24 protein-coding genes and 1 pseudogene are annotated in these 21,790 nt (G+C 37.6%); 10 read left to right on the plus strand and 15 right to left on the minus strand.

Annotation, left to right across the window (positions count from 1 at the left end; genetic code table 11):
* Window positions 1–53: 53 nt before the first annotated feature.
* The 5 genes from AC2IP4_RS15780 to AC2IP4_RS15800 form a co-directional block, all read right to left on the minus strand.
* Window positions 54–881: a CPBP family intramembrane glutamic endopeptidase gene (locus tag AC2IP4_RS15780; RefSeq protein ID WP_486311110.1), complete on the minus strand. Its 828-nt coding sequence runs from the start codon at window positions 879–881 to the stop codon at window positions 54–56.
* A gap of 177 nt (window positions 882–1,058) precedes the next feature.
* Entirely contained in the window at window positions 1,059–1,409 is a 351-nt protein-coding gene (locus tag AC2IP4_RS15785; RefSeq protein WP_486307714.1) for a rhodanese-like domain-containing protein, read from the minus strand.
* Window positions 1,410–1,603: 194 nt separating this feature from the next.
* Entirely contained in the window at window positions 1,604–2,098 is a 495-nt protein-coding gene (locus tag AC2IP4_RS15790) for a YgjV family protein (protein WP_375320152.1), read from the minus strand.
* Window positions 2,099–2,166: 68 nt separating this feature from the next.
* Complete coding sequence (dtpA, locus tag AC2IP4_RS15795; protein ID WP_375320151.1) at window positions 2,167–3,651, minus strand: dipeptide/tripeptide permease DtpA; 1,485 nt, start codon at window positions 3,649–3,651, stop codon at window positions 2,167–2,169.
* 333 nt (window positions 3,652–3,984) lie between these two features.
* Window positions 3,985–5,451 carry a peptide MFS transporter gene (locus AC2IP4_RS15800; protein ID WP_486311111.1) on the minus strand — a complete coding sequence of 489 codons (1,467 nt, stop codon included), beginning with the start codon at window positions 5,449–5,451 and terminating at the stop codon, window positions 3,985–3,987.
* Between the two features lie 312 nt (window positions 5,452–5,763).
* Between AC2IP4_RS15800 and AC2IP4_RS15805 the strand changes: the two genes are divergently transcribed.
* Together AC2IP4_RS15805 and AC2IP4_RS15810 are read left to right on the plus strand one after the other, a co-directional pair.
* Window positions 5,764–6,051: a hypothetical protein gene (locus AC2IP4_RS15805; RefSeq protein WP_375320149.1), complete on the plus strand. Its 288-nt coding sequence runs from the start codon at window positions 5,764–5,766 to the stop codon at window positions 6,049–6,051.
* An 11-nt stretch (window positions 6,052–6,062) separates the two neighbouring features.
* Window positions 6,063–6,242, plus strand: a complete 180-nt coding sequence (locus AC2IP4_RS15810) for a hypothetical protein (RefSeq protein WP_486311112.1) — start codon at window positions 6,063–6,065, stop codon at window positions 6,240–6,242.
* Window positions 6,243–6,318: 76 nt separating this feature from the next.
* On the opposite strand, the gene AC2IP4_RS15815 is transcribed toward AC2IP4_RS15810, so the two are convergent.
* The 5 genes from AC2IP4_RS15815 to AC2IP4_RS15835 all read right to left on the minus strand — a co-directional run bounded on the left by AC2IP4_RS15815 (window position 6,319) and on the right by AC2IP4_RS15835 (window position 10,956).
* Window positions 6,319–6,621, minus strand: coding sequence for a hypothetical protein (locus tag AC2IP4_RS15815; protein WP_486311204.1), 303 nt, complete (start codon window positions 6,619–6,621; stop codon window positions 6,319–6,321).
* Window positions 6,622–6,732: 111 nt separating this feature from the next.
* On the minus strand, window positions 6,733–7,146 hold the full coding sequence (locus tag AC2IP4_RS15820; RefSeq protein ID WP_486311113.1) for a hypothetical protein: 414 nt from the start codon (window positions 7,144–7,146) through the stop codon (window positions 6,733–6,735).
* Entirely contained in the window at window positions 7,139–7,978 is an 840-nt protein-coding gene (locus tag AC2IP4_RS15825) for a hypothetical protein (protein WP_486311114.1), read from the minus strand. The genes AC2IP4_RS15820 and AC2IP4_RS15825 overlap by 8 nt, the downstream gene beginning before the upstream one ends.
* 95 nt (window positions 7,979–8,073) lie before the next feature.
* Entirely contained in the window at window positions 8,074–9,198 is a 1,125-nt protein-coding gene (locus AC2IP4_RS15830) for an ISAs1 family transposase (RefSeq protein WP_375319889.1), read from the minus strand.
* A 75-nt stretch (window positions 9,199–9,273) separates the two neighbouring features.
* Entirely contained in the window at window positions 9,274–10,956 is a 1,683-nt protein-coding gene (locus tag AC2IP4_RS15835; protein WP_486311115.1) for a DUF4150 domain-containing protein, read from the minus strand.
* 279 nt (window positions 10,957–11,235) lie between these two features.
* Between AC2IP4_RS15835 and AC2IP4_RS15840 the strand changes: the two genes are divergently transcribed.
* Entirely contained in the window at window positions 11,236–12,348 is a 1,113-nt protein-coding gene (locus AC2IP4_RS15840) for an NADH:flavin oxidoreductase (protein ID WP_486307716.1), read from the plus strand.
* A 65-nt stretch (window positions 12,349–12,413) separates the two neighbouring features.
* Here the strand turns inward: AC2IP4_RS15840 and AC2IP4_RS15845 are convergent, their stop codons facing one another.
* Complete coding sequence (locus tag AC2IP4_RS15845) at window positions 12,414–12,899, minus strand: VOC family protein (RefSeq protein WP_105056415.1); 486 nt, start codon at window positions 12,897–12,899, stop codon at window positions 12,414–12,416.
* 501 nt (window positions 12,900–13,400) lie between these two features.
* Between AC2IP4_RS15845 and proV the strand changes: the two genes are divergently transcribed.
* From proV to AC2IP4_RS15870, 5 genes and pseudogenes are all read left to right on the plus strand, one after another.
* Complete coding sequence (gene proV / locus AC2IP4_RS15850; RefSeq protein WP_375320146.1) at window positions 13,401–14,588, plus strand: glycine betaine/L-proline ABC transporter ATP-binding protein ProV; 1,188 nt, start codon at window positions 13,401–13,403, stop codon at window positions 14,586–14,588.
* Between the two features lie 4 nt (window positions 14,589–14,592).
* On the plus strand, window positions 14,593–15,684 hold the full coding sequence (gene proW, locus AC2IP4_RS15855) for a glycine betaine/L-proline ABC transporter permease ProW (RefSeq protein WP_486311116.1): 1,092 nt from the start codon (window positions 14,593–14,595) through the stop codon (window positions 15,682–15,684).
* Between the two features lie 2 nt (window positions 15,685–15,686).
* Window positions 15,687–16,694 (plus strand): glycine betaine/L-proline ABC transporter substrate-binding protein ProX, encoded by a 1,008-nt coding sequence (gene proX, locus AC2IP4_RS15860; RefSeq protein WP_486307717.1) that lies wholly within the window; start codon window positions 15,687–15,689, stop codon window positions 16,692–16,694.
* Between the two features lie 246 nt (window positions 16,695–16,940).
* Window positions 16,941–17,600, plus strand: coding sequence for a nitroreductase family protein (locus tag AC2IP4_RS15865; RefSeq protein WP_375320143.1), 660 nt, complete (start codon window positions 16,941–16,943; stop codon window positions 17,598–17,600).
* A 115-nt stretch (window positions 17,601–17,715) separates the two neighbouring features.
* Window positions 17,716–17,931 (plus strand): annotated as a pseudogene (locus AC2IP4_RS15870) (oxidoreductase); the annotation flags it as partial.
* Between the two features lie 49 nt (window positions 17,932–17,980).
* On the opposite strand, the gene AC2IP4_RS15875 reads toward AC2IP4_RS15870, so the two are convergent.
* Both AC2IP4_RS15875 and AC2IP4_RS15880 read right to left on the minus strand, forming a co-directional pair.
* Window positions 17,981–18,952 (minus strand): LysR family transcriptional regulator, encoded by a 972-nt coding sequence (locus tag AC2IP4_RS15875; RefSeq protein WP_375320142.1) that lies wholly within the window; start codon window positions 18,950–18,952, stop codon window positions 17,981–17,983.
* A gap of 137 nt (window positions 18,953–19,089) precedes the next feature.
* The gene (locus tag AC2IP4_RS15880) at window positions 19,090–19,371 is read right to left on the minus strand and encodes a MerR family transcriptional regulator (protein ID WP_375320141.1); all 282 of its coding nucleotides are present in this window, start codon (window positions 19,369–19,371) and stop codon (window positions 19,090–19,092) included.
* 136 nt (window positions 19,372–19,507) lie between these two features.
* Here AC2IP4_RS15880 and AC2IP4_RS15885 point away from each other — a divergent pair, with 136 nt between their 5' ends.
* The gene (locus AC2IP4_RS15885; protein WP_375320845.1) at window positions 19,508–20,197 is read left to right on the plus strand and encodes a DNA-3-methyladenine glycosylase I; all 690 of its coding nucleotides are present in this window, start codon (window positions 19,508–19,510) and stop codon (window positions 20,195–20,197) included.
* 145 nt (window positions 20,198–20,342) lie between these two features.
* Here AC2IP4_RS15885 and AC2IP4_RS15890 read toward each other — a convergent pair whose 3' ends face one another.
* On the minus strand, window positions 20,343–20,465 hold the full coding sequence (locus AC2IP4_RS15890; RefSeq protein WP_258132652.1) for a hypothetical protein: 123 nt from the start codon (window positions 20,463–20,465) through the stop codon (window positions 20,343–20,345).
* Between the two features lie 436 nt (window positions 20,466–20,901).
* On the opposite strand from AC2IP4_RS15890, the gene AC2IP4_RS15895 reads away from it, so the two are divergent.
* On the plus strand, window positions 20,902–21,387 hold the full coding sequence (locus AC2IP4_RS15895) for a hypothetical protein (RefSeq protein WP_486311117.1): 486 nt from the start codon (window positions 20,902–20,904) through the stop codon (window positions 21,385–21,387).
* Window positions 21,388–21,481: 94 nt separating this feature from the next.
* On the opposite strand, the gene AC2IP4_RS15900 is transcribed toward AC2IP4_RS15895, so the two are convergent.
* Window positions 21,482–21,772 carry a hypothetical protein gene (locus AC2IP4_RS15900; protein WP_486307718.1) on the minus strand — a complete coding sequence of 97 codons (291 nt, stop codon included), beginning with the start codon at window positions 21,770–21,772 and terminating at the stop codon, window positions 21,482–21,484.
* Window positions 21,773–21,790 lie beyond the last annotated feature (18 nt).

Below are 21,790 nucleotides of genomic sequence, written 5' to 3' on the forward strand. Positions count from 1 at the left end.
GTCAAGTAAAACTAAAGGCACTCTGCATGTTGTATGAAGAATGCCTCTGTTTTTTACTTCATCATTGGGTAGGTGAAGAACAGTAGATGAGCAAAATTAAATAAGAAGTGGAATAACACGGCAACCCACAAACGTGAACTGTAATGGTAAGCTAAGCCATAACCTACGCCTGCTAATGTTGCAAAAGCAACCAAGAGTAACCCGCCGCCAATGTGTGCTAAACCAAATAATAGACTTGCCACTGCTACACCTGCTATCCAACCAAATCGTTTACTTAATGATTGCTGCACAAAACCACGGAAAAAGGCTTCTTCTGCTACACAGGTAAGCAGTAAGTTATTTAACGCAAATAACCACCACCAATGAGAAATTGTTAGCTCTGGTTGTAAAGCGCCTAGTCCCCATGCGATTGGTAATAAACTAAATAATGGTATTGCAGTAAGCAGAAGCGCTTTTTTATTGAAGCTTGCTTTATTTCCTAACATTGCAGGATAAGCGAGTAGCAATCCAAAAAAGATGAATGGCTTATCTAGGTTTAAGTACATTGTAAAGGGGATGCTTTGTGGGCCGGTGATAACGGCATCAAGCACTTTGGCATTGATGAAACCGGGTATTAGGTGTAGGAAAAGAGCGACACACCAAAGGAAGATAAATAGGTAGGCTCCTATCTGCCATTTGCGCTCTAGGCTTGGGGTTTTGTAAGCGATAAAGAGAGCAACAATAAGAGCAACTAAACCGATTATATTGAGTCTTTGTTCTATTAACCCCCCGATTAAACTGATACCAAGTAAAGCGAAACTGGGTTTGGTTTGATGGGCAAGAGCAAATACGATGGCTAGGGAGAGTGGCAGCCAAATCCACATTGAGATATCTAAAATCATAGCAAGTCCTTTAAAAGTAATAGCGACGTCTAAGCGCGTCTTAAATGTGAAGCTAAGCCTACTTATATGTTGCTACAATGAAAAGATAAATACGCTTTTTTGTCGCTATTTTTTAAAAAATTTGCATTAAATGAATATATTTTAAGCAATAACCTTTTGATGGTTTCTAAACGCTATTTATTTTGTCGGTTGGCTTGAGAGCATTTCATCTAAACCACCACCGTTGTGCACTTGAGTAAAGCCTTCTTGTTGTAGGTAGGCCATGGCTTTTCCTGAGCGATTACCGCTGCGGCAATACACTACAATTGGGGTGTTTTTGTCTATGTCTGCAAAGGCGGTATTTACGGTGTTTAATGGAAGATTTGCGGCTCCCTTTACGTGTCCTTGGTTAAATTCGTTAGGAGTGCGTACATCAATTAATAACGCACCGTGATCGACAAGGTGCCACGCTTTATCGCTTCGCTCTGATGCCCAGCTAGTAAAAGATGTGATGGCAAGTAGCAGACATAATCCCACTTTGGTTTTCATTTATTGTCCTTGTTAAATGCTTAGTAAAATTTGTCTTATTTTAATCTGGATTGTATTTCCCGTATAAAATGTTGATCGTATTTATAGGCGAGATCAAAAAAAGCCAGCGTATTCATCTCTATAAGGGAATAACACTGGCTTTCTTGATATCGATTATATTACATTTTGATTGCTATCCAATTTTATACTTACTGTCATGCATTCTTATAATAATAACGGTAGTAACCAACTAGATTACTGCTAATGAACAATATTTCCATAATCACTGCTGTCGGAGATCCAATCACATAATTATGTATAAGCCAAAATGTTGTTCCTATTATCATCAACTCTCTTAAACGTCGGTCATCTTTATTAAAAGCGGCAACGGTTTGAAAAATAGAACCAATACAGCTCAAAATACTCGCCAACCCAGAGTAAGTAACTATCGATGTAATTACTGACAATAAACAAAAAAGATATTTCAATTTTGTTGATGTTGAAAATATACTCGTTAAATAACGAACCGTTGCAATAATCATTAAGCCAGCAGCCGTCCACTGCTCAAGTAATACAAAATGACTAGAAATCAAAATTCCCGCACCAAATAAACAACCAACGATCTTTTTTCGTTCTTTAAATTGGAATGACATAAGATCAAAACCAATCGCTATGGCAACCAATATCTGAGATATAAAAAATAATGACACAGTCTTTCCCTACAGCTATAAACAAAAAAAGAACAAGTTTATCACATCTAGCTAGTTGCACTTATCGTTTATACGCTAGCAACTTCTGTTTGCTCTGGTGTTTCACCACGAATAATACGTGTTAGCTTAGGAGCTATCATCAGTGTAATTACCGCTACGATAGCTGTTGCGTAACCAATTTTACCAAACACATCGCTGTAGATAGCTAATGTTTGGTTTGCATCAGTTAAACCTGCTGGAGCTGTAGTTAATGCTGCAACCCAACCTGCAATAACCGCTGCGGTTGCTGAAGTTAAGAACCACATGCCCATTGCAAAGCCCATCATGCGTTGTGGTACTAGTTGTGCCACCATCGCAAGACCTAAACCAGAAACCAATAGCTCACCTAATGATTGGAAGGCGTAACAAGCCACTAACCAGTTTGAACTCATGATACCTTCTGCATTTGCAAAGTTAGCGCCGAATTTTAGAACAAGGAAAGACAAAGCACACAGTACCATACCAAATGCGAATTTGTATGGCATTGCAAAGCGCTCACCTAGGTTGTTGTAAGCAATTGCTAGAATTGGGCTCGCTACCATTATCCAGAATGGATTTAATGCTTGGAACTGCTCTGGTGCTACCGATAAGCCAAACAAGTTATGTTCGATATTATGAATAGCGAAGAAGTTTAGTGATGTTGGCATTTGGAAGTAAAGCACGAAGAACACTACGCCTTGCAGCATTAGTGCAAACGCAACGAGCATTTTTGCACGCTCTAATCCTTGGATCTTGAATGCTTCTTTCATGTAAAGAACAACGATTGAGACACCAACAACAACCAAGATAGCGTGAGCATAAAATAAATGCTGTAGCAGTATTGAACATAAGAAGCTCAATGCAACCGCACCTGCCACTACGCCTAAATAACGCGTTTTATTTACTGCAATAAGATCAGGTTCTGAACCGACACCTTTCACCATGCGAGAGCACATTAGGAAGTTAATCACGGTAATGATCAAACCAACAGCACTGACACTAAATGCCATGCCGTAGCCAAACTGGCTTGCTATCCATGGGGTAAGTAACATCGAGAAAAATGAACCAAGGTTAATCGCCATATAATACATGGTAAATGCACCATCTAAACGCTTATCGTCTTGATCGTATACTTTAGCCAGTAAGCTTGATGGGTTTGCTTTAAATAGACCATTACCCATAGTAATGAAGCCCATTGCAACATAGATAAGACCTGAACCACCAATATTTCCTGCCGATGCAGATATACCTAATAGTGCGTAACCAATGGTGAGTATGAATGCTCCGAGTGTGATGGTTCGTTTAGTTCCTATGACTTTATCACCAACCCAACCACCAATGGCGACAGAACCAAAGATTAATGCTGAGAATGCACCGAAAAGAATGAAAGACTCTGACTCTGACATTCCTAAAATTTTAACCAAATAAACGGCTAAGATTGCTTGCATGCCGTAGAAGCCAAAACGCTCCCAAAACTCGATAGAAAAGATTAAATAAAACTGCTTAGGCTGCTTGAATACATTCAAGTTAGACATAAATAAATCCCTGTGTATGTTGTGGTTATTTGCTTTGCTTTTTTTATTAATTGCACTATCAACTTACGTATTTAACATTTAGTTATCACTAGCCATAAATGAAATCTAAATTACCGATTTTGGAATTACCAATAAGAGGTAAGGCAATCAATGACTTACAAATGGATACAAAAGGAAACATTTAATAACATTTTATACTAACATAATAATGACAAAGCAAGAATATATTCACTGTATAGAGCGAAAAATTATAAGGATAATAAAGGACTTACAAAAAAAGTCGTAATATAGGCAACAACAGATGCCATTGTCTGCTGCTACTAATAAGAAGAATTACATTGCAGTTTGTTTACGGTGTTTAAAATCAACCAGCATACCAAGCATAAACACACCTATCGTCACAAATAAGATGCTTTGAAACACATGATGATATTGAGTCGCTGATACGATCAAATCCAATGTACCTGCATTTACTCCTGTATCTGTTGAAGTAAACTGTGCAATATCTGCGGCCAAATAGTTAGCCACAGAGCCACCAGCAAGCATGTAAATACCCGCTAATGTTCCTGTTGCACCTTGCGGATTTAATCGTGTAATCGCAGCAAGAGCGACAGGGTCAATAAATAGCTCTGCTACTCCAATACATAACAAACCAATCATTAACCAAACAAAGGTGGTTTCACCGCTTGTCATCGCTAATTTAGAAGACAAGGTTATTAAGCTAAATCCTGCAGTTAATAATAAAAGACCAATATTTAGCTTAGTCAGTGTTCTTACTGAAATACTTTTTGAATCCAGAATTTTCCATAACCAAGCAACCGCCGCACCACCAACAATGACTGCAATTGGGTTAATCGCTTGGAAGAAAGCTGTTGGGATCGTAAAGCCACCAATATTAGTATTAATGTTACGTTCAATGAACAAGCTGATTGAGCTACCACCCTGTTGGTCGAATGCCCAAAAAACCGTACCAAATAACATGAAATACATGATTGAATTTAACTTTTGGCGATCTTCTGCATCACTTTTACGATATAGGTTAATGATATGGACTAAAGACATTAAGCAGATAACAAATAAGATATACCCTGCCCATAGATTTTTAAGCACAAACACTAAACCTAAGGTTGCTACTGCGATAGCGGCTATTAATAGAGACCAATGCGGGATCCCGGCACTTTTTCTTTTTAGTGCTGGTATATTTGGTTGGCTTACATGGGTGAAATATTTACGGCCTGAGATAAATACACACAAACCAATAAACATGCCAATACCTGCCAATGAGAAGCCAACATTCCAACCCCATTTCATTGCAACGAAACCACATAGAATAGGGGCAATCATTGAGCCAATATTGCCACCGATATAAGAGATAGAGAAACCCGCTTCGCGTCCATGCTCTTGCTCTTTGGTTTGATAAAGTTCACCTAACAAACAACTAGAATTGGTTTTAAAGAAGCCATAACCACAAATAATAAGTGACAAGGCTAAATACAGTGTCGAATGATCACTGCTGGGAATGCTTAATACAAAATGCCCTCCAACCATCAATAAGCTACCGAGAACCACTGACCAGTAATTACCAAGATACTTATCTGCTAAATAGCCACCAATAATAGGCGTTACATACACAAGTGATGTATACGCACCATACAAGGCATAGGCATGTTGGTCTGACATTAATAGCTTTTCCGTTAAGAAAAGAATCAATAAAGAGCGCATACCGTAATAGCTAAAGAATTCCCACATCTGTATTGCAATAATATGGAATATTCCTTTTGGTTGTTTGATCGTATTCATCTGTTGCCTCGTGACTGCTGCATCGAATAAGCATCAATAAGTTACTTCGGTACTTATTCAGTAATATTGAGTAAACATACACAGCAACGATTAAAACACCAAGAAATTTGCGGCAAATCTCGTGCAACATAAGTTTTCAAAAATAGAGGTAAGAGCTCAAGAAGAAATCACGCGTAAAGACATGCTTTGTGCAGGTAGGCAAATCATTACTATTTATTTCATGAATGCTGTATGTAACTTTAAGATAAATATCTATTATTCTTCCCATAGACATACACAAGGATGTGTTCTTTCTTTGATAATAGGTAGAACATGAATTTTATTGATCTTACAGTTTTAGATAAAAGAATCCTGACCCAACTGCAAAAAAAAGGTATGAGTGCTAATGAAGGCATTCGACTTATTAGTTATGAAATATATTATTTAAATTATAAAGATAGAGCCATAGTAAGAAAGGCTACACGCTTAATTGGAGATGCTAAAAAGAGCACCATTATTACTGCTATCCAAATGAACAAGCGAAAAAATTATCTTATTGAATTATATGAAAATTATGACGAATGCGACCACGTGAGTTGTGACTATTTATTTAGTGTATAGGATTGATGTCAATGAGTATGACAAAGAGAGATATTGAAGAAGCAATTATTATCATTACTTCTATGAGAAAATCAGCAAAGAAAACAACGAATATTATTAATCCTGAGACTAAAAATCGAGTTAATCAAAAAATATACGAATTAGAGTTAAAAGAGATTAACCAAAATCATGATTACCTTTCGTTCAATTAAATAATAAGCACCTCATTGCAACCAAATTTAAGGTTATTCTTATCGTTATCACTAACTATAGACTAGCCCAGTAACCTTAAATACTAAGCTCATGCATTTTATCACGTATGAGCTTTTTTATACTCCACATACCTAAAGCATTCCACCACATGAAGACTGTAAATTTCTTTGAGTCTGTTGATGCTCTTTTTCTAATAAATGGATAAGCAATACAATAACGATTAAACCTGCGAACTATTTCCCATGACAGTTGATATTTAGAACGCATGTACTCATTATGATCATAAAGCTTATCCAAATCCTTTGCTAATTGCTTATCTATAAAAATAATATGTTTAAAACTTCCTAATGAGATTACAGGTAGTATGACGACAGCCATAAAAGACCAAGATATAAGGTATATTGCCACTATCCCTTTAATAAAAACCTCAGTTTTATCAATAAGATCTATCAAAATACATTCTCAAATTCACCTTCATAAAGTTCACTTTTAGCTAGATGATAAAAGATACCTAACGATTAAATATATTCCCCCTACAGAGCTTAAATTTAAACTAAAAACACACAGTGAATATGTGCTACCGAGAGTCATTCGAATATTTTTTCTCCATGTAATTATTTCAACATTTGATAATGAGCATAAAAACCTTAAGATAGGGTACATGAACCATATTAAAGGAAACATAGTGCCTATAAGCCAGTTGTGTGCCACATTCCTCATTGAATTAATAGCTCTTTCTCTAAATACAGGAGGTGCACAATCTGCTACTTTCTTTATTAATTCTTTTTTTACTTTTCTATTTTTAACAACCAAATAAATAGTCAAAAAAATAGTAATAAACATACCGATTGTTAACATCAATATATTTATTACATCTATCATCCAGATTATTTTATCAGTCATAAACTAGTCCCTCTGCAAAAGATCCTACCTTATTAGATATGTCTCCACCATAAACTCCCCAAACAAACCCTGCACCACCAACTAATAATACGGAAAGTCCTCCTGTAGCTGGTGATAGAATAAGCCCTATACCATACATTCCCATACCAGCATTTAGAGCGATCGAACTAACATTTTTAACGGTAGAGCGACCACATGCTTCACTCATTACATCATTATTTGTAATGCAGGTTTGAAACAAATCCTCTCCATTTCCATAAAGACCGAGCCCTGTAGCAACGACTCCACCAATCTTTAATCCCTTACTGAATTTCATCGATTGTTTATACAAAGACGTCATGTCTATTCCAGAAAGAGATTTAGAAAAATCTTTTGCTTTATATAATTGTCGCTTATCGATATTTAGGTACTTATTAATATTTCTTGCTTGAAACTCTTTAATATAAGCTGGCTTAGTCACCCCTGATAAAGCTCCTTTCATCTCTTCTTTAAAAATTCGGGAAGCTTTACGCCATGCTTTATAATCTGGATTAGATTTTAAATTAGCTTCTGAAATCCCTTTTGTTTTTTCTGCTATTTCTTTTGAATACTCAGCAAAATTTGTCATTTTGCTATTAAGGATCTTTCCCTGCTCTTGAGCACCATCTATCAATCCAGCACTTACCGCTAATAAGTGACTTAAATTTAAACTACTTGATTCCGGTGAATCAACAAATCCTTCTCGAGTATCTAAATTTGAAGCAGCAATAATCATTAATGCATTAGTTGTCGTTTCATGATGCTCAGAAAACCACTTTTTCTCATCACTGGATAGTGTTAAGAACTCTGTCATCAACTCATCTGTTTGTTCTATTGCGTATGCTTCATCTTGATGAGGCTCTTTCCAAGGCAGGGTTCCCTCGTGAGTTACAAAATTGTTAAAAACCCTTAAGTACCAAACAAAACTCTCTCTCGAAACTCAGTATTTAACGCGCATTTCAATTGTCTTCGTTTCAATGTCCCTTTCATCTCTACAAGCTTAATAAAATTCATACACATTTGACGAATTCGAGATAGGTTTTCTGATGCATGCTTGTAGATGATCCGGCTGTTATCTTCATTCATTACAGTGTCCAACCACCAGTGCATACTTTCTACGCCCCAATGGCCTCGGCATAATTGGCCAAATTCTTCTGCTTTCATTTCCTTAGAAGAAATGAAGTATCTAACGCCTAAACTTCCCGAAGGCTCTCCGTTTTTCTGTTGATAAGTCGTTGCTATACATAAACTTTTTAAGCCTTTCCATTTAGAGGCAAAATCTCCATATTTATCCGTAAATGGAACAACAATATAACTTCTTAAGGTCTTACGACCCCGTAGACAAATTTCTTCTTCCTCAAAAGAATCACTCGCATAATCGCATAATTGCCCTAACGAAAAGTGTTCAGTAAAAACCTTATGGAGACTTGGTTGATTGTCTTTTACTGACATTAAATAGTCCCCTTTACGTTCAACTATTAGCTCTGCAATTGCTCTCTGGCAACCCATTGCATCAACACTAATTACTCGACCTTTAACTCTGATTAATTTAAGCAACTCAGGGATAGTCTTTATTTCATTCGATTTCGAGCTCGTTTTTAGTTGACTTAAAACCAGACCAGTATCAACAGAATAAGCATTAACCATATGTGTTAGGCATTTCTTCTTACTATAATCATACGTGCCTTTTAAAGACTTCCCATCAATAGCTATATGATTGGTTTCTAACGACTTTTCATTTTGAATGTCGTTACACCATCGAGTAAAACAAAGAGAAAATTCATCTGGGTCAACCAATCCAACAATGCGAGCCGTTGTATCTTGACTTGGAATGCCTGATAAATATGGACTGAACTTTTTAAGCCATTCTAAGTTCTCTTCTCCAAAGGCTTCTATCTCATCCCAGGTTTTCATTCCACACAACATGGCTGTCACCACTTGGAACAAAACTTCGAAGAAATCGTAAGTGATTTTTCGTTTCTGACGGCTATCACTTAATATGTTAAAATGGTCTTTGAATTCGTCGTAATTCATCTTTTGAATCTCATTTAGTTATCTAAACAGTATAAGATCACGTCAGATCGCCAAATTCAACTTATTTTTAAATTTTTATCCCGAAAAATTAAGAAAATCCGCGTAAATAACATGCGGGAACCCTGCTTTCCAAGGAGATACGACTAATGGCATTCCTTCTACTATCTGATGAAAACTTCTTTTTAAGTGTGGATTTGACTTAATGAAATGCTCAATAACTTCAGGTTCAGCTGATAGATACGTTTCTTTTACAAAATCTTCAATTGTAATTTTTGAATCAGAAAAAACGATATAGGTATCGTCAACATCAAAGTTATTATCTAACTCCATCTTCGGCTTATCTAACTTAGGCGCGTGAATATATAACTTATCATTCAGCTCATTTGCACTGGCTACAACCTGGTTTGGACGCTTCACTACTGGTGGCTTATCTCCACCTTTTTCAATAATGCCTTGTATCTTGGCTTTGGTGTTATCAAGTAGAGTTTGGGTTTCATCAATAAGCTGTTTTCTTACACGTTTAACGGTATCAATATGCCCAAGTGTTACCTTTTCAACTTCGCTGTATCCTGCCAATGACGCATTGCCTTTTACGCATTCTAATCGTGATAGAAAACGCTCAAAAAAAGCATCTGCCACTTTATTGATGTGCAGTGCAGCTGCAGACCAGTCAAGGCTATCCCATGCTTTTTGTGGGTTACCACGACCAAAGTAACGTAAGTTTGCCCACAACTCACCGTAAGATGTTGAGCCATCTAACCAGATAAAAGAGTAAATCGCATCGGCATATACTGAAGTTGATATATTGGGAGAGGCTATACAAAGCAGTTGTGACACAAAATAACGGACGTCTTTTTGCTCCATCGGCTCTTTATCCATCACTTTTAATAATGAGGTCGCGAACTCTTGTGCATCCCAATAGGTAAACAGTTGCGGAGAAAGAGACTTAGCTTCTAATTCAATAATGGATTGCAGAGTCTCATTTGGGTAAGTTTGGCAGACTAAGATACCCCATTGATATTGCTCTGCTCGGCTATTGGGCTTTCGTAACCAAAACGGATACTGCGAGCCTGCTGCTAATGAAAAGAAAGCATCATCACTTAATTCACCATAGCGCTGATTAAAATCTACAGGTCCAGGACCCCAATTGAATTCATTTGGGCTTTCGTCATATTCCACTTCAAGACGCATATCTTCAGGTAATGGGGCAAGCGTGCATTTACCTCTGCCATCTAACTCACCAGAAGCAACGATATTGCCATCGCCATCTTTTACTTTAAATGGCGCATTGGCTAAGTTTTCACAATAGATATTAACGGAGTAAGTTTCTGGCTCTGGCGTGCCAATTTGAATTGGTGGGTTTTGAACTCCGCTACACAAGGTATTGCCTGAGTTCATGGTCATAGAATCAGATTGTCTTGCTACGCCTTGACCTTCTATTTTCACGGTAGGAGATGCACTGATGAAGGCTGCTTCTCCTTGAATGGTGCCAGAAGCAACACCTTTTTTATCACCACCTTCATCACCCGTACTTTTTGAAAATGTAGAGCCTTTAAGGGCAACAGAATTGCCGCCATCCATATCAACGGTTGTTGAGCCACCAGCTAAATCTGAGGATTTTGCACTATTGCCATAAGCAATATTAGAGGTAGATTTCCCTGTTGTAGTCGCACATACATCGGGAGAATCAGCATTTGCTTCTCCTCCAGAACCTTGATGAACTACACTTAATCCATTTGCACCTATTGTTGCCGCCAAAATATCACCATTGTTATCACATTCAATAGTGCAATTGTACCATTTAATAATGGCGATTATTAACATGACAAAATATTGGTTTTACTAGGTAAAGTAACTGAATGGTAAGTTATGGATTAGAGATCACTATAATTAATATATCAAACAAACTAAGTCCCCCCTCTCTGCATCAATTATATGCCCACTTCTTAATATAGATTAAAGTTTTGCTCTTTTCTTAGCGCTACTATTGCCGCCCTTTTATCCCAATGACATCATAGAACACTGAGAGGATTGCACTTGAGCACTTTGTTTACACAAACCCAGATTGGCAACATGACACTAAAGAACCGCTTTGTTCGAAGTGCAACGTGGGAAAATATGGCGACTGAAGATGGCCATATGACCGATAAGCTATACGATATCTACGAAGAGCTGGCAAAAGGTGACGTTGGCTTAATAGTGACAGGTTATGCAAATATCGTTAAGGAAGAAAAACCTAACGCTGGCATGATGGGTATGTACAACGACTCTTTTATTGCTGAATACCAAAAGCTGACTGAGTTAGTGCACAAGTATGATTCTAAGATTGCGATGCAACTGGCGTATGGTGGCACTAAGACCACGTATAACGTCGGCGAGCGTGTGATCTTTGCACCAAGTGACGTATGCGAAAGAGGCACGCAAACTCTTGGTAAAGCGATGACTAAAGATGAGATTGATTACATTGTTGATGCCTTTGCTCAAGCAAGCCGACGGGCACAAGAGTCAGGTTTTGATGGCGTTGAAATTCACGCAGCACACACCTATTTAATCAATCAGTTCTTGAGCCCATATTATAACCGTCGTGAAGATGAATACGGCGGTAGCTTAGAGAACCGCATGAGATTCTTAATTGAAATTTATGCTAAGATCAGAAAATTAGTGGGTAATGATTTCCCTATCTTAGTTAAGCTAACGGCAACAGAGTTTTTTGATGGTGGCTTAACGTTTGATGACACTCGTCTTATCTGTAAAAAACTGGAAGAAATTGGGGTCGATGCGATCATTGTTTCAGGCAACATTCACGGTAATGCGAGCACCATGATTGGTGAATCGTTCGATGGTTATACGCTGCAAGATGAAGGCTATTTTCGTGAGTATGGGGCGGTTATCAGTGACGATATTTCTATCCCTGTTATTACGGTGGGTGGTCTTAACGATATTTGTGCGATTGAAGCCATTGCTGAGAACACCAATATTCAATATTTTGCTTTATCACGCCCTTTACTTGCTGAACCTCAGTTAATTAAGCGCTGGAAAGAAGGCAGCAGAGCAGAAGTAGATTGTGAGCGTTGCTCTAAGTGTCGCACTAAACGTGGTAATTTCTGTGTGGTGTATAAGAAAAGAAAGCCTAAAAAATCACAAGATTAATAAATAGATAGATAGCAATAAGGGTTAGCGCAACGGCTAACCCTTAGTCTTTTTTCTACGGTTACTTATTCATATTCAGCAGAATATGTTTCTTCGTATGTATGTGAATAAAGCTCAAATAAATTACCAAATGGGTCTTCTAAATATACCATTTGAGATAGGTTATTATCGTCTTCTGGATGGTAACGCATAATATCCATACGCACCTTTCCGCCAAACTGTTCTGTACGTTCAATCACACCATGAAAATCATCGGTTTGAAGACAGAAATGGAAGATACCAATGCGAGAGAAATCAACCTCGTGACGTTCTTGACGCTCTTTCATTTCAAATAATTCAAAGCCAATGCCGTCACTAGATAATAGGTGTGCAATATTAAAGCCTTTGAAACCTTCACCAAAAACAGCCACACACATTCTACCAATCGCCGTTTTGCGTTCTTCTTCAACTTTAGTATTTCCCATCACAACACTAAGGCCAAGTGCTTTAGTATAAAACTCAACCGCTTTATCCATATTGCCAACCATGATACCAACGTGATTCATTTTCATAATGCGCTCCAAATTCAAATAATATATTCAATGTTCGTTTCGATGGGATAAGTATATGGATAAGTGCGGATTACAACAAATTATCAATAATTATAAAAACAATAACAAAACGTTATTGTAAATCAGGTCGCGTCTTCTAAGTAAAAATGTGAATTAAAGCAGAATTTATCTCAGCAACCTTAAACTGATTAAATAACAGTAGAAACTTTTAATTCGTACTCAAATTAAATTATCAGATTCAGAATACCATCCAATTATTCACAAAATAATGAACTCATTACCTTACGTTTACAAAAAATATAACACCCAGTTATCACTTGAGATCCAACTCTACATAAATACAATCAAAAACAATAATTTAAGTCAACATTCTCTATTTTTATTTTTATTGAAAATACCGTAAAAAACAAAGGCCCATACCATTTACCGTATGAGTACTCTTGATAAACACGCAAGATTTAATTATAGTACTAATGATTTTTCAATCAAAGGAATTAAAAAATGAATCCCATACTGGAAGTTAAGGGACTGTACAAAGTGTTTGGAGAGGACACTGATCGCGCATTTTCAATGATTAATGAAGGCGCAAACAAAGACGATGTTTTTGAAAAAACAGGATTAACCATTGGTGTTAATGACGTCTCTCTTAGTATTCAAGAAGGCGAAATCTTCGTCATTATGGGCCTATCTGGCTCAGGTAAATCCACTTTAGTTCGCCTCCTCAATCGACTTATCGAACCAACGAAAGGCAATGTTTTCCTTAGAGGTAAAGACATTGCACACATCTCTGAAGATGAACTTCGTCAAGTCCGCCGCAATAACATCTCAATGGTTTTCCAAAACTTCGCCCTAATGCCACACATGACTGTCGTTGAAAACGCAGCCTTTGGTTTGGAGCTCGCAGGTGTCAATATTGAAAAACGTAAACAATGTGCATTAAGTGCATTGGAAAGAGTTGGGCTTGATGTTTACGCTGAATCTTATCCTGATGAGTTATCTGGTGGTATGAAACAACGTGTTGGTTTAGCACGAGCACTGGCTTGTGACCCTGATATTCTCTTAATGGACGAAGCATTCTCTGCGCTTGATCCCCTGATCAGAACAGAAATGCAAGATGAACTTATTCGTCTTCAAAATGATGATAAACGTACTATTGTCTTTATCTCTCATGATTTAGATGAAGCAATGCGTATTGGAGATAGAATTGCCATCATGCAAAATGGTGAAGTGGTTCAAGTTGGAACCCCCGACGATATCCTTAATAATCCTGCGAATGATTATGTAGAAGCCTTTTTCCGCGGCGTTAATGTCGCTAATGTTTTAACGGCAAAAGACATTGCTCGTAAAAAACCAGCGGCTATGTTTAAAAAATCAGAGCATGATGGTCCCGCTTCTGCTCTACAGTATTTAATGGATAACGATAGAGAATACGGCATTGTCGTAGATAAAAGCAGTCTCTACTCTGGCATTGTTTCGGTCGACTCTTTGCGTGAAGCTCATAATGATAACCGCTCTCTTATCAGTGCACAGTTACCTGAAGGTTTAACGCTTAAACCAAACCAACCTATTAATGATATTTTAGGTGTTGTTGCAGATGTGCCTTATTCAGTTCCGGTTGTTGACGAAAATGGCAATTATTTTGGTGTTGTGACGAAATCACGACTACTTCAGACGTTAGATAAGGGGTAGAACGATGCCATCAGATCAAACAAATAATGACCCATGGTCACAAACTACAACTGCGCCAAGTGCTGATCCTTGGGGTCAAACTGGCGACACTTCAGCTTCTGCTGATTGGCTAAATAGCGAAGTTGTTGAGACAAAACCTTTTGATATTTTAAACCCATTTGAAGAAGCTGTTCTACCCGTAGATACCTGGGTTGAATCAGGCCTAAATTGGTTAGTTGAACATGGACGCCCGTTATTCCAAGCAATTCGTGTCCCTATCGATTTTATCTTGAGCTCCTTTGAAACCACGTTAGTTTCTACGCCTGCCCCTTTCATGCTACTTATTTTATTTTTATTAGCGTGGCAGTTTTCTAACTTTAAACTTGGCGTGTCAACGGCTGTATCATTACTCGTTATCGGGCTCATTGGTGCATGGTCTCAAGCAATGACAACTCTTGCTTTGGTTATGACTTCGGTCTTTTTCTGTCTGCTTATCGGCCTACCCATGGGTATTTGGCTGGCAAGAAGTAAAACAGCAGCGAAATTTATTCGGCCAATACTCGACGCAATGCAAACAACCCCTGCTTTTGTTTACTTAGTTCCAATTGTTATGTTGTTTGGTATTGGTAATGTTCCAGGTGTTGTTGTAACCATTATTTTTGCACTTCCACCTGTTGTCCGTTTAACCATTCTTGGTATTCAACAAGTACCTGAAGAGTTAATCGAAGCGGGCCATTCATTTGGTGCGAATAAAAAACAGATGCTGTATCGAATTCAACTCCCTCTTGCCCTACCAACGATTATGGCCGGAGTTAACCAAACCCTAATGCTATCGCTATCAATGGTGGTTATTGCTTCAATGATTGCTGTAGGTGGTTTAGGTCAAATGGTGTTACGAGGGATAGGTCGTTTAGATATGGGACTTGCTGCTGTCGGTGGTTTAGGCATTGTTATCCTTGCTATTTTGCTTGACCGAATTACTCAAGTGCTCGGTGTAAACGCGGGTAACACGAAACTACGTTGGTACCACATGGGACCCGTTTCTATCCTACTACGCATTTTTGCTCAAAAGAAAGAACAAGAACCAGAACCAGAACTAAAACTTAAGGAGAAATAAGAATGATTAATTCATGGAAGAAAGCCCTAACGGTAAGTATCGTTTCAACATTCGCTTTATCAACAAACGTTTGGGCTGAGAAACTTCCTGGCGAAGGCGTCACCGTTCAAGCGCTTCAATCTACTGTTGCTGAAGAAACATTTCAAACCTCTATTGTAAACCGCGCACTTGAAGAGCTTGGTTATGATGTTTTGCCAACAAAAGAAGTGGATTATAACGTTGCTTATACTTCAATAGCGAAAGGCGACGCGACTTTCTTGGCTGTAGGTTGGTTCCCTCTTCATGCTGACAAATACAAAATGTCTGGTGGTGATGATAGTTTCTTCCGTCAAGGCCAGTACGTTAGTGGCGCCGCTCAAGGTTACTTAATCGATAAGAAAACCGCAGAAAAATACAACATTACCAATATTGGTCAATTAAAAGATCCTAAAATTGCTAAGTTATTTGATGCTAATGGTGATGGTAAAGCAGACCTAACTGGCTGTAACCCTGGTTGGGGTTGTGAAATGGTTATTGAACACCAAATCTCTGCATTTAAACTTGAAGATACGGTAACTCATAACCAAGGTAATTATGCTGCGATTATTGCCGATACCATTTCTCGTTATAAAAATGGTGAACCAATTCTTTATTATACTTGGACGCCTTACTGGGTAAGTGGTGTTCTTGTTCCTAACAAAGACGTTACGTGGCTAGAAGTTCCTTTTTCTTCACTACCGGGCGATCGTAAAGATGTTGATACCACTTTATCTAACGGTAAGAACTACGGTTTTGAGATGAACTCTATGCGTATTATTGCAAATAAAGAGTTTGCAGCACAAAACCCATCAGCAGCAAAACTATTTGAAATCATTAAATTGAATATCAATGACGTGAGTGCTCAAAATATGATGATGAGTAAAGGTAAAAACAGTACTGCAGATATCGAATCACACGTAACTGGTTGGATAAAAGCAAACCGCACTCAATTTGATGCTTGGATTGCGGAAGCGAAAAAAGCCGCACTGTAGTTTGTCTACCCTAATGCAGCTTTCACTCATTATTTTTGAATAATACAAAGGCCAATAGCATAAGCTACTGGCCTTTTTTATATCAGTATTTTTTAGGCTAATCGATTATGGTATTTTTTTTCCATAGTCATTGGATAAATACGCTCTGTTTCTCTTGCTTCGTTTTATTTATATTACTTCCATCAACAACGCGTTAGACGGATGTTCTGTCTTGTGCTCTTGTTCATCTCATTTTAGGAAGTAGATATGACTCATCCAATTATTGCCGATTTAAACTCTCGTTACACAGCTAAAAAATACGATGCAACTAAACGCATCTCTGCAGAAGATATGGATGTGATTAAAGAAGCTATCCGTTTATCAGCGTCTTCAATTAACTCTCAACCTTGGAAATTCATCGTTCTTGAAAGTGATGAAGCTAAAGAGCGTTTCCACGGTACATTCGCGAACATGTTCCAGTTTAATCAACCACACGCAAAAGAAGCATCACATACGATTTTATTTGCACACAACCCTAAGTTTGATAAAAATCAATACAGAAAAGTAGTTGATGCTGAAGTAAGTTCAGGCCACCTTCCTGCTGAGCGTTACAACGATATGCTTGATGGCGCGTACGGTTTTGTTGAATTAAATACAGATGAAACAGGCTTTAACGGTAACTGGACTAAAGCACAATCTTACATTGCTTTAGGTAACACATTACACACACTTGCTCGTATGGGTATTGCATCTACGTCTATGGAAGGTGTTGATGCACAGCTAATTGGCGAAACATTTAAAGATGAGCTTGATGGTTATGTTTGTGACTTCGCTCTTGCACTGGGTTACCACAAAGAAGTTGAAGATTATAACCACGGTCTTCCAAAAGCACGTCTACCAATGGAAGATGTAATCACCGTTCTATAATATACAGAACAACCCTATGAGCTAATCATAGAAATGAAGGTCAGACAGATGTCTGGCCTTTTTTATATTTATCGCAATAAATCATAACAAAACGCTATTAAATTAATAATAAATCATAATTTATGCTGGTCGCTACAATACAGAGAAAGCAGGACAAGCATTAATTAGTGGCATTACTGATATGGTTGGCTTTGGTCGCCCATTTATTGCAAACCCTGATTTACCAAATCGTATCAAAAACGACTATCCATTAGCAAACCATGAGCCAAGCACCTTGTTTGGTGGTGCTGAAAAAGGCCTACTTGATTACCCTGAATATCAAGCAATCTAAGTAAGCCCATCTTATTGAGATAATCATAACCCTGCTCTTTTGAGTAGGGTTATTTTTTTATTACGTTCTTATTCATTTGGTACATAGCGTCAAAGTTTGGAATGTGTTGCTCCCAACGTGGTGACTCACCTATATACGCTTGAACGGCGGCAATAAACTCTCTAACTAAAGCCGTTTGTTGTCTGTGTGGATAGAGAGCATAAACAGCCAATCCTTGATTACAAATAGCGTAGTTTGTTAATAATGGCGTTAATTGCATGTCTTCTATTGAACGAGCCAAGTTAGATGATGCTATCGTAGCGTAACCTAACCCATCTTGAACTGCTGCAAGCAAAGTGCTTACATCATTCACCTTGTAATTTCCTTTCATTTTATAATTATTAAACACACTTGAATCTGGTGTTTCACTGCACCTAACAACATCAACGGTTAATGAGCCATTACTGTAAATAACCGAAGGCAAGCTGACTAATTCTTCTGGCGTTTTAGGCTCGCCATAGTGCGCAATAAAATCATGGGAAGCTAATACAACAGCGCGAATATCTGCAATTTTTTTCGCGATTAAACTTGAGTCATCTAATCGACCCAACCTAAAAGCAACATCGAAGTGATCCGAAATAATATCAGAACGTTTATCATCCATTAAAAGAACGATCTCAACTTCAGGATAGCGCTTCATGAATTGGCTTATCACTGGTTGCAGATAGTGTTGCCCGATATGCAATGGCGCAGTAATTCGGATACGTCCTTTTGGCTCTGCATGATAAGAATCAGCAATGGTTTGCACGTGCCCAATGGTACTCACTAAATTATGCGCTTGCTCTAAGATCTCTTCACCTACTGGCGTTAAAGAGAAAGAGCGAGTAGAGCGATTAAGCAACTGCACTCCAAGCTCTGTTTCTAACTTTTTAATCTGCTTAGATAACGATGAATTATCCATATCATGCAATGCTGCAGCTTTAGTAAATGAGCCTTGTTGTACAACATCAATAAAAAGTGAAAGCTGATTAACCAGAGACATGACGGATCCTTTGTTTAAATAGAGAGGCATTAACTAATGACATTATAAATCATTAACTAAAGCCTATTATACTGGTCTAAATGTAAGATGGTATCAACGCATTAGCAGATAAATGACATTTATAGCTGCCTTCTATTCTACTTACCAAGGACTTTTGATAAATGCATTCTGCCAATTGATGACTGGCAAGCATTGAGGATAGAAGCTCTCTCACTTGTTTGTTTCTTTGCGATTTCATTATCTAATACATCTAGTCTATGCAGTTGCTGAAATAGTACTAGACACTGCAGATCGTTTTCTAAATAGCTGCGATAGCCATTGGCTTGTCGCTTTGCTGAAATCAGGCCTAACTCCTCGTAATACAACAAGGTTGAACGGCTTAATCCCACGTGCTGCGCTAACTCAAAAATACGATACATAAACTCTTTTCCTCTTAGCTGATAACAAACACTATAAACTATGAAGCTTTAGACAGGTCAAGCGTTCACTCTTTTTAATACAAAAATAGAGCTATTTATGCTTCAATCTCTTCATGCTTTTAAATCAGAGACAATCATGACTATTGAAAAGTTTGAATCCATTTATCAACGAGCGGCGCAGCGTAAAGGTGGGGAAGCACAACTAGAGCTGATGCTACATAAGCCATTATCACCAGAAGAATTAACCGCGATTCCGGATGATCGTTGGCTAGCAGTATTTACAGAAAAGGTTTTTCAGTGTGGTATTTCATGGAATGTAGTTCGTAAAAAATGGCCGGAGTTTGAAGAGGTTTTCTTTCAATTTCGTATTCAGCCTCTATTACTTCAACCTGATGAAACATGGGAAGAGAAAGCGAAAGATCCGCGTATTATCCGCCATCTAACTAAAGTAATGACTATCCCAGCCAATGCCTTGATGATAAATATGGCAAGCCTTAAATATGGTTCTTTTGGCCAGATGATAGCAAATTGGCCTAGTGACGATATTACGGGGTTATGGGCATATCTTAAAAAACACGGAAAACGCTTAGGTGGTAATACGGGGGCTTATGCATTACGCCAAATGGGGGTCGATACCTTTATTCTTTCTTCTGATGTTGAATGGTATTTACGTCATTGCGATATTATTGATAGTGGCCGAGATACAAAACGAGCACTTCAAGCAACAACTCAGGCATTTAATCACTGGAAAGCAGAGTCAGGGCGATCTTTGTCTGAAATTAGCCAAATAATTGCTTATAGTTGTGGGGATAACCGAATTCTTTAATAAAAAATACAACAACCAATGAAGTTAGCAGAGCAAGCAGAAGAAATGAAAGAGCAAGTTTCACAATTTAAAACAAACTAATCCTTTCTGTATAACTAAAAAAGCACCTTACTAAAAGGTGCTTTTACATAAATAAAAAGGCAAATTATTCCTTTTTATTGATTTCAAGTAATATGCCAACAGCAAGCACAGCTAAAACGATAGTCACTGCGTAGCTCATCCAAATAACCAACTCTGTTAGTGGACTTAACCCTTCCGATATCAACATAACTCCTCCTTGAGCAAATTTCTTTTCGGTCACTCATTTTAAACATAACAATATTTATATAATGTGACTACGGCCAAAATCATGATCAATTTACACATAAAATTACGACGAAAAACCAAATATTATTATCACTATTTGTAACAATTACATATAAATGCTGTTTACGTCTAAATGAGCCTGACGAGCCCAAATATTGGTTTGATTAAACATAAATAGATCCCATACTGGTTCTACAAATAATAAGAATGATAGAGGATATATGGATAAGTTAGTTTGCCCATGCTGCCGTCAACATCAAGAGTGGTTTTATAGCGAAACAAGCTGTATTTGGTACTGTATTTGTGGACACGTCATTTTTATTGCATAAAAAAAACTAAGCAAAATCAGTATTTTCTAACTACTATTATATTTCATAGTTCTTAAATTAAGGAATAATATGAAATGGATTTCAATATGTAGCTTTTTTTTGTTCTTATGCTCATTTGGCTCTTCTGCGACTTCGCTTCAAATTGCTTTTTTAGGCTACAGTAACCACTATGTTGACCGAAACTATGATTATAATGAAGACCATAAACTGATTGGCTTTAGCATTAATAATGGCTTTAGTGCTGCACATTTTGTCAACTCTTATAATAACAACTCCACACTTGTTGGGTGGAACTTTAGAATGGATGATGACCTTAAAGTACAAAAGCTGTCATTTCGTTTAGGAGCGATGGTTGGTGTAGTTACAGGTTATGAACAAGAGCAAATAATTACTTATATTAATGAAGATATTAGCTTATATTTAATCCCTCAGCTTACTCTTTCTTATCCTGTAACAGACACAATTTCGATCTCTCTCGTTAATGGCATTGTGCCTGACTCAAAGGGGGTGATTTCTATGCATCATCTTCAGTTATCATTCGACGATCTATTTTGATGTTTTAGCTTGTAGAATAATGCAGCTCCCACCCCATTCAATTACATTTAAGCTTGAGGTAATTTAAGACATTAGTAGGTAAATTTCATCCCTGTTACTTTGAACTTGTCTTAGTAAACATCATTTTATAAAGAGATTGGAAAAACACAGCAAAACCATAGCTAGCATCTGCTTTACCATATTCATCAACAGCATAAATAAAGTTTGATTTGAATTTTTCAACCGCTTTTTCTGCAGTATCGGCATAAATAACATCATCTTCCACTTCAAAACCTTGTTCTAATATCTCAGTCTTCTCTCGCAGAAATGTGCTTGAACTCATATCAAGAAAAGTATATTGCTTGCGTTCGCTATTAGGGATACAAAAAAATTGATACTTAGCCATGTTACTTTCCTCTATTTA

This window comes from Aliivibrio thorii (assembly GCF_057368585.1).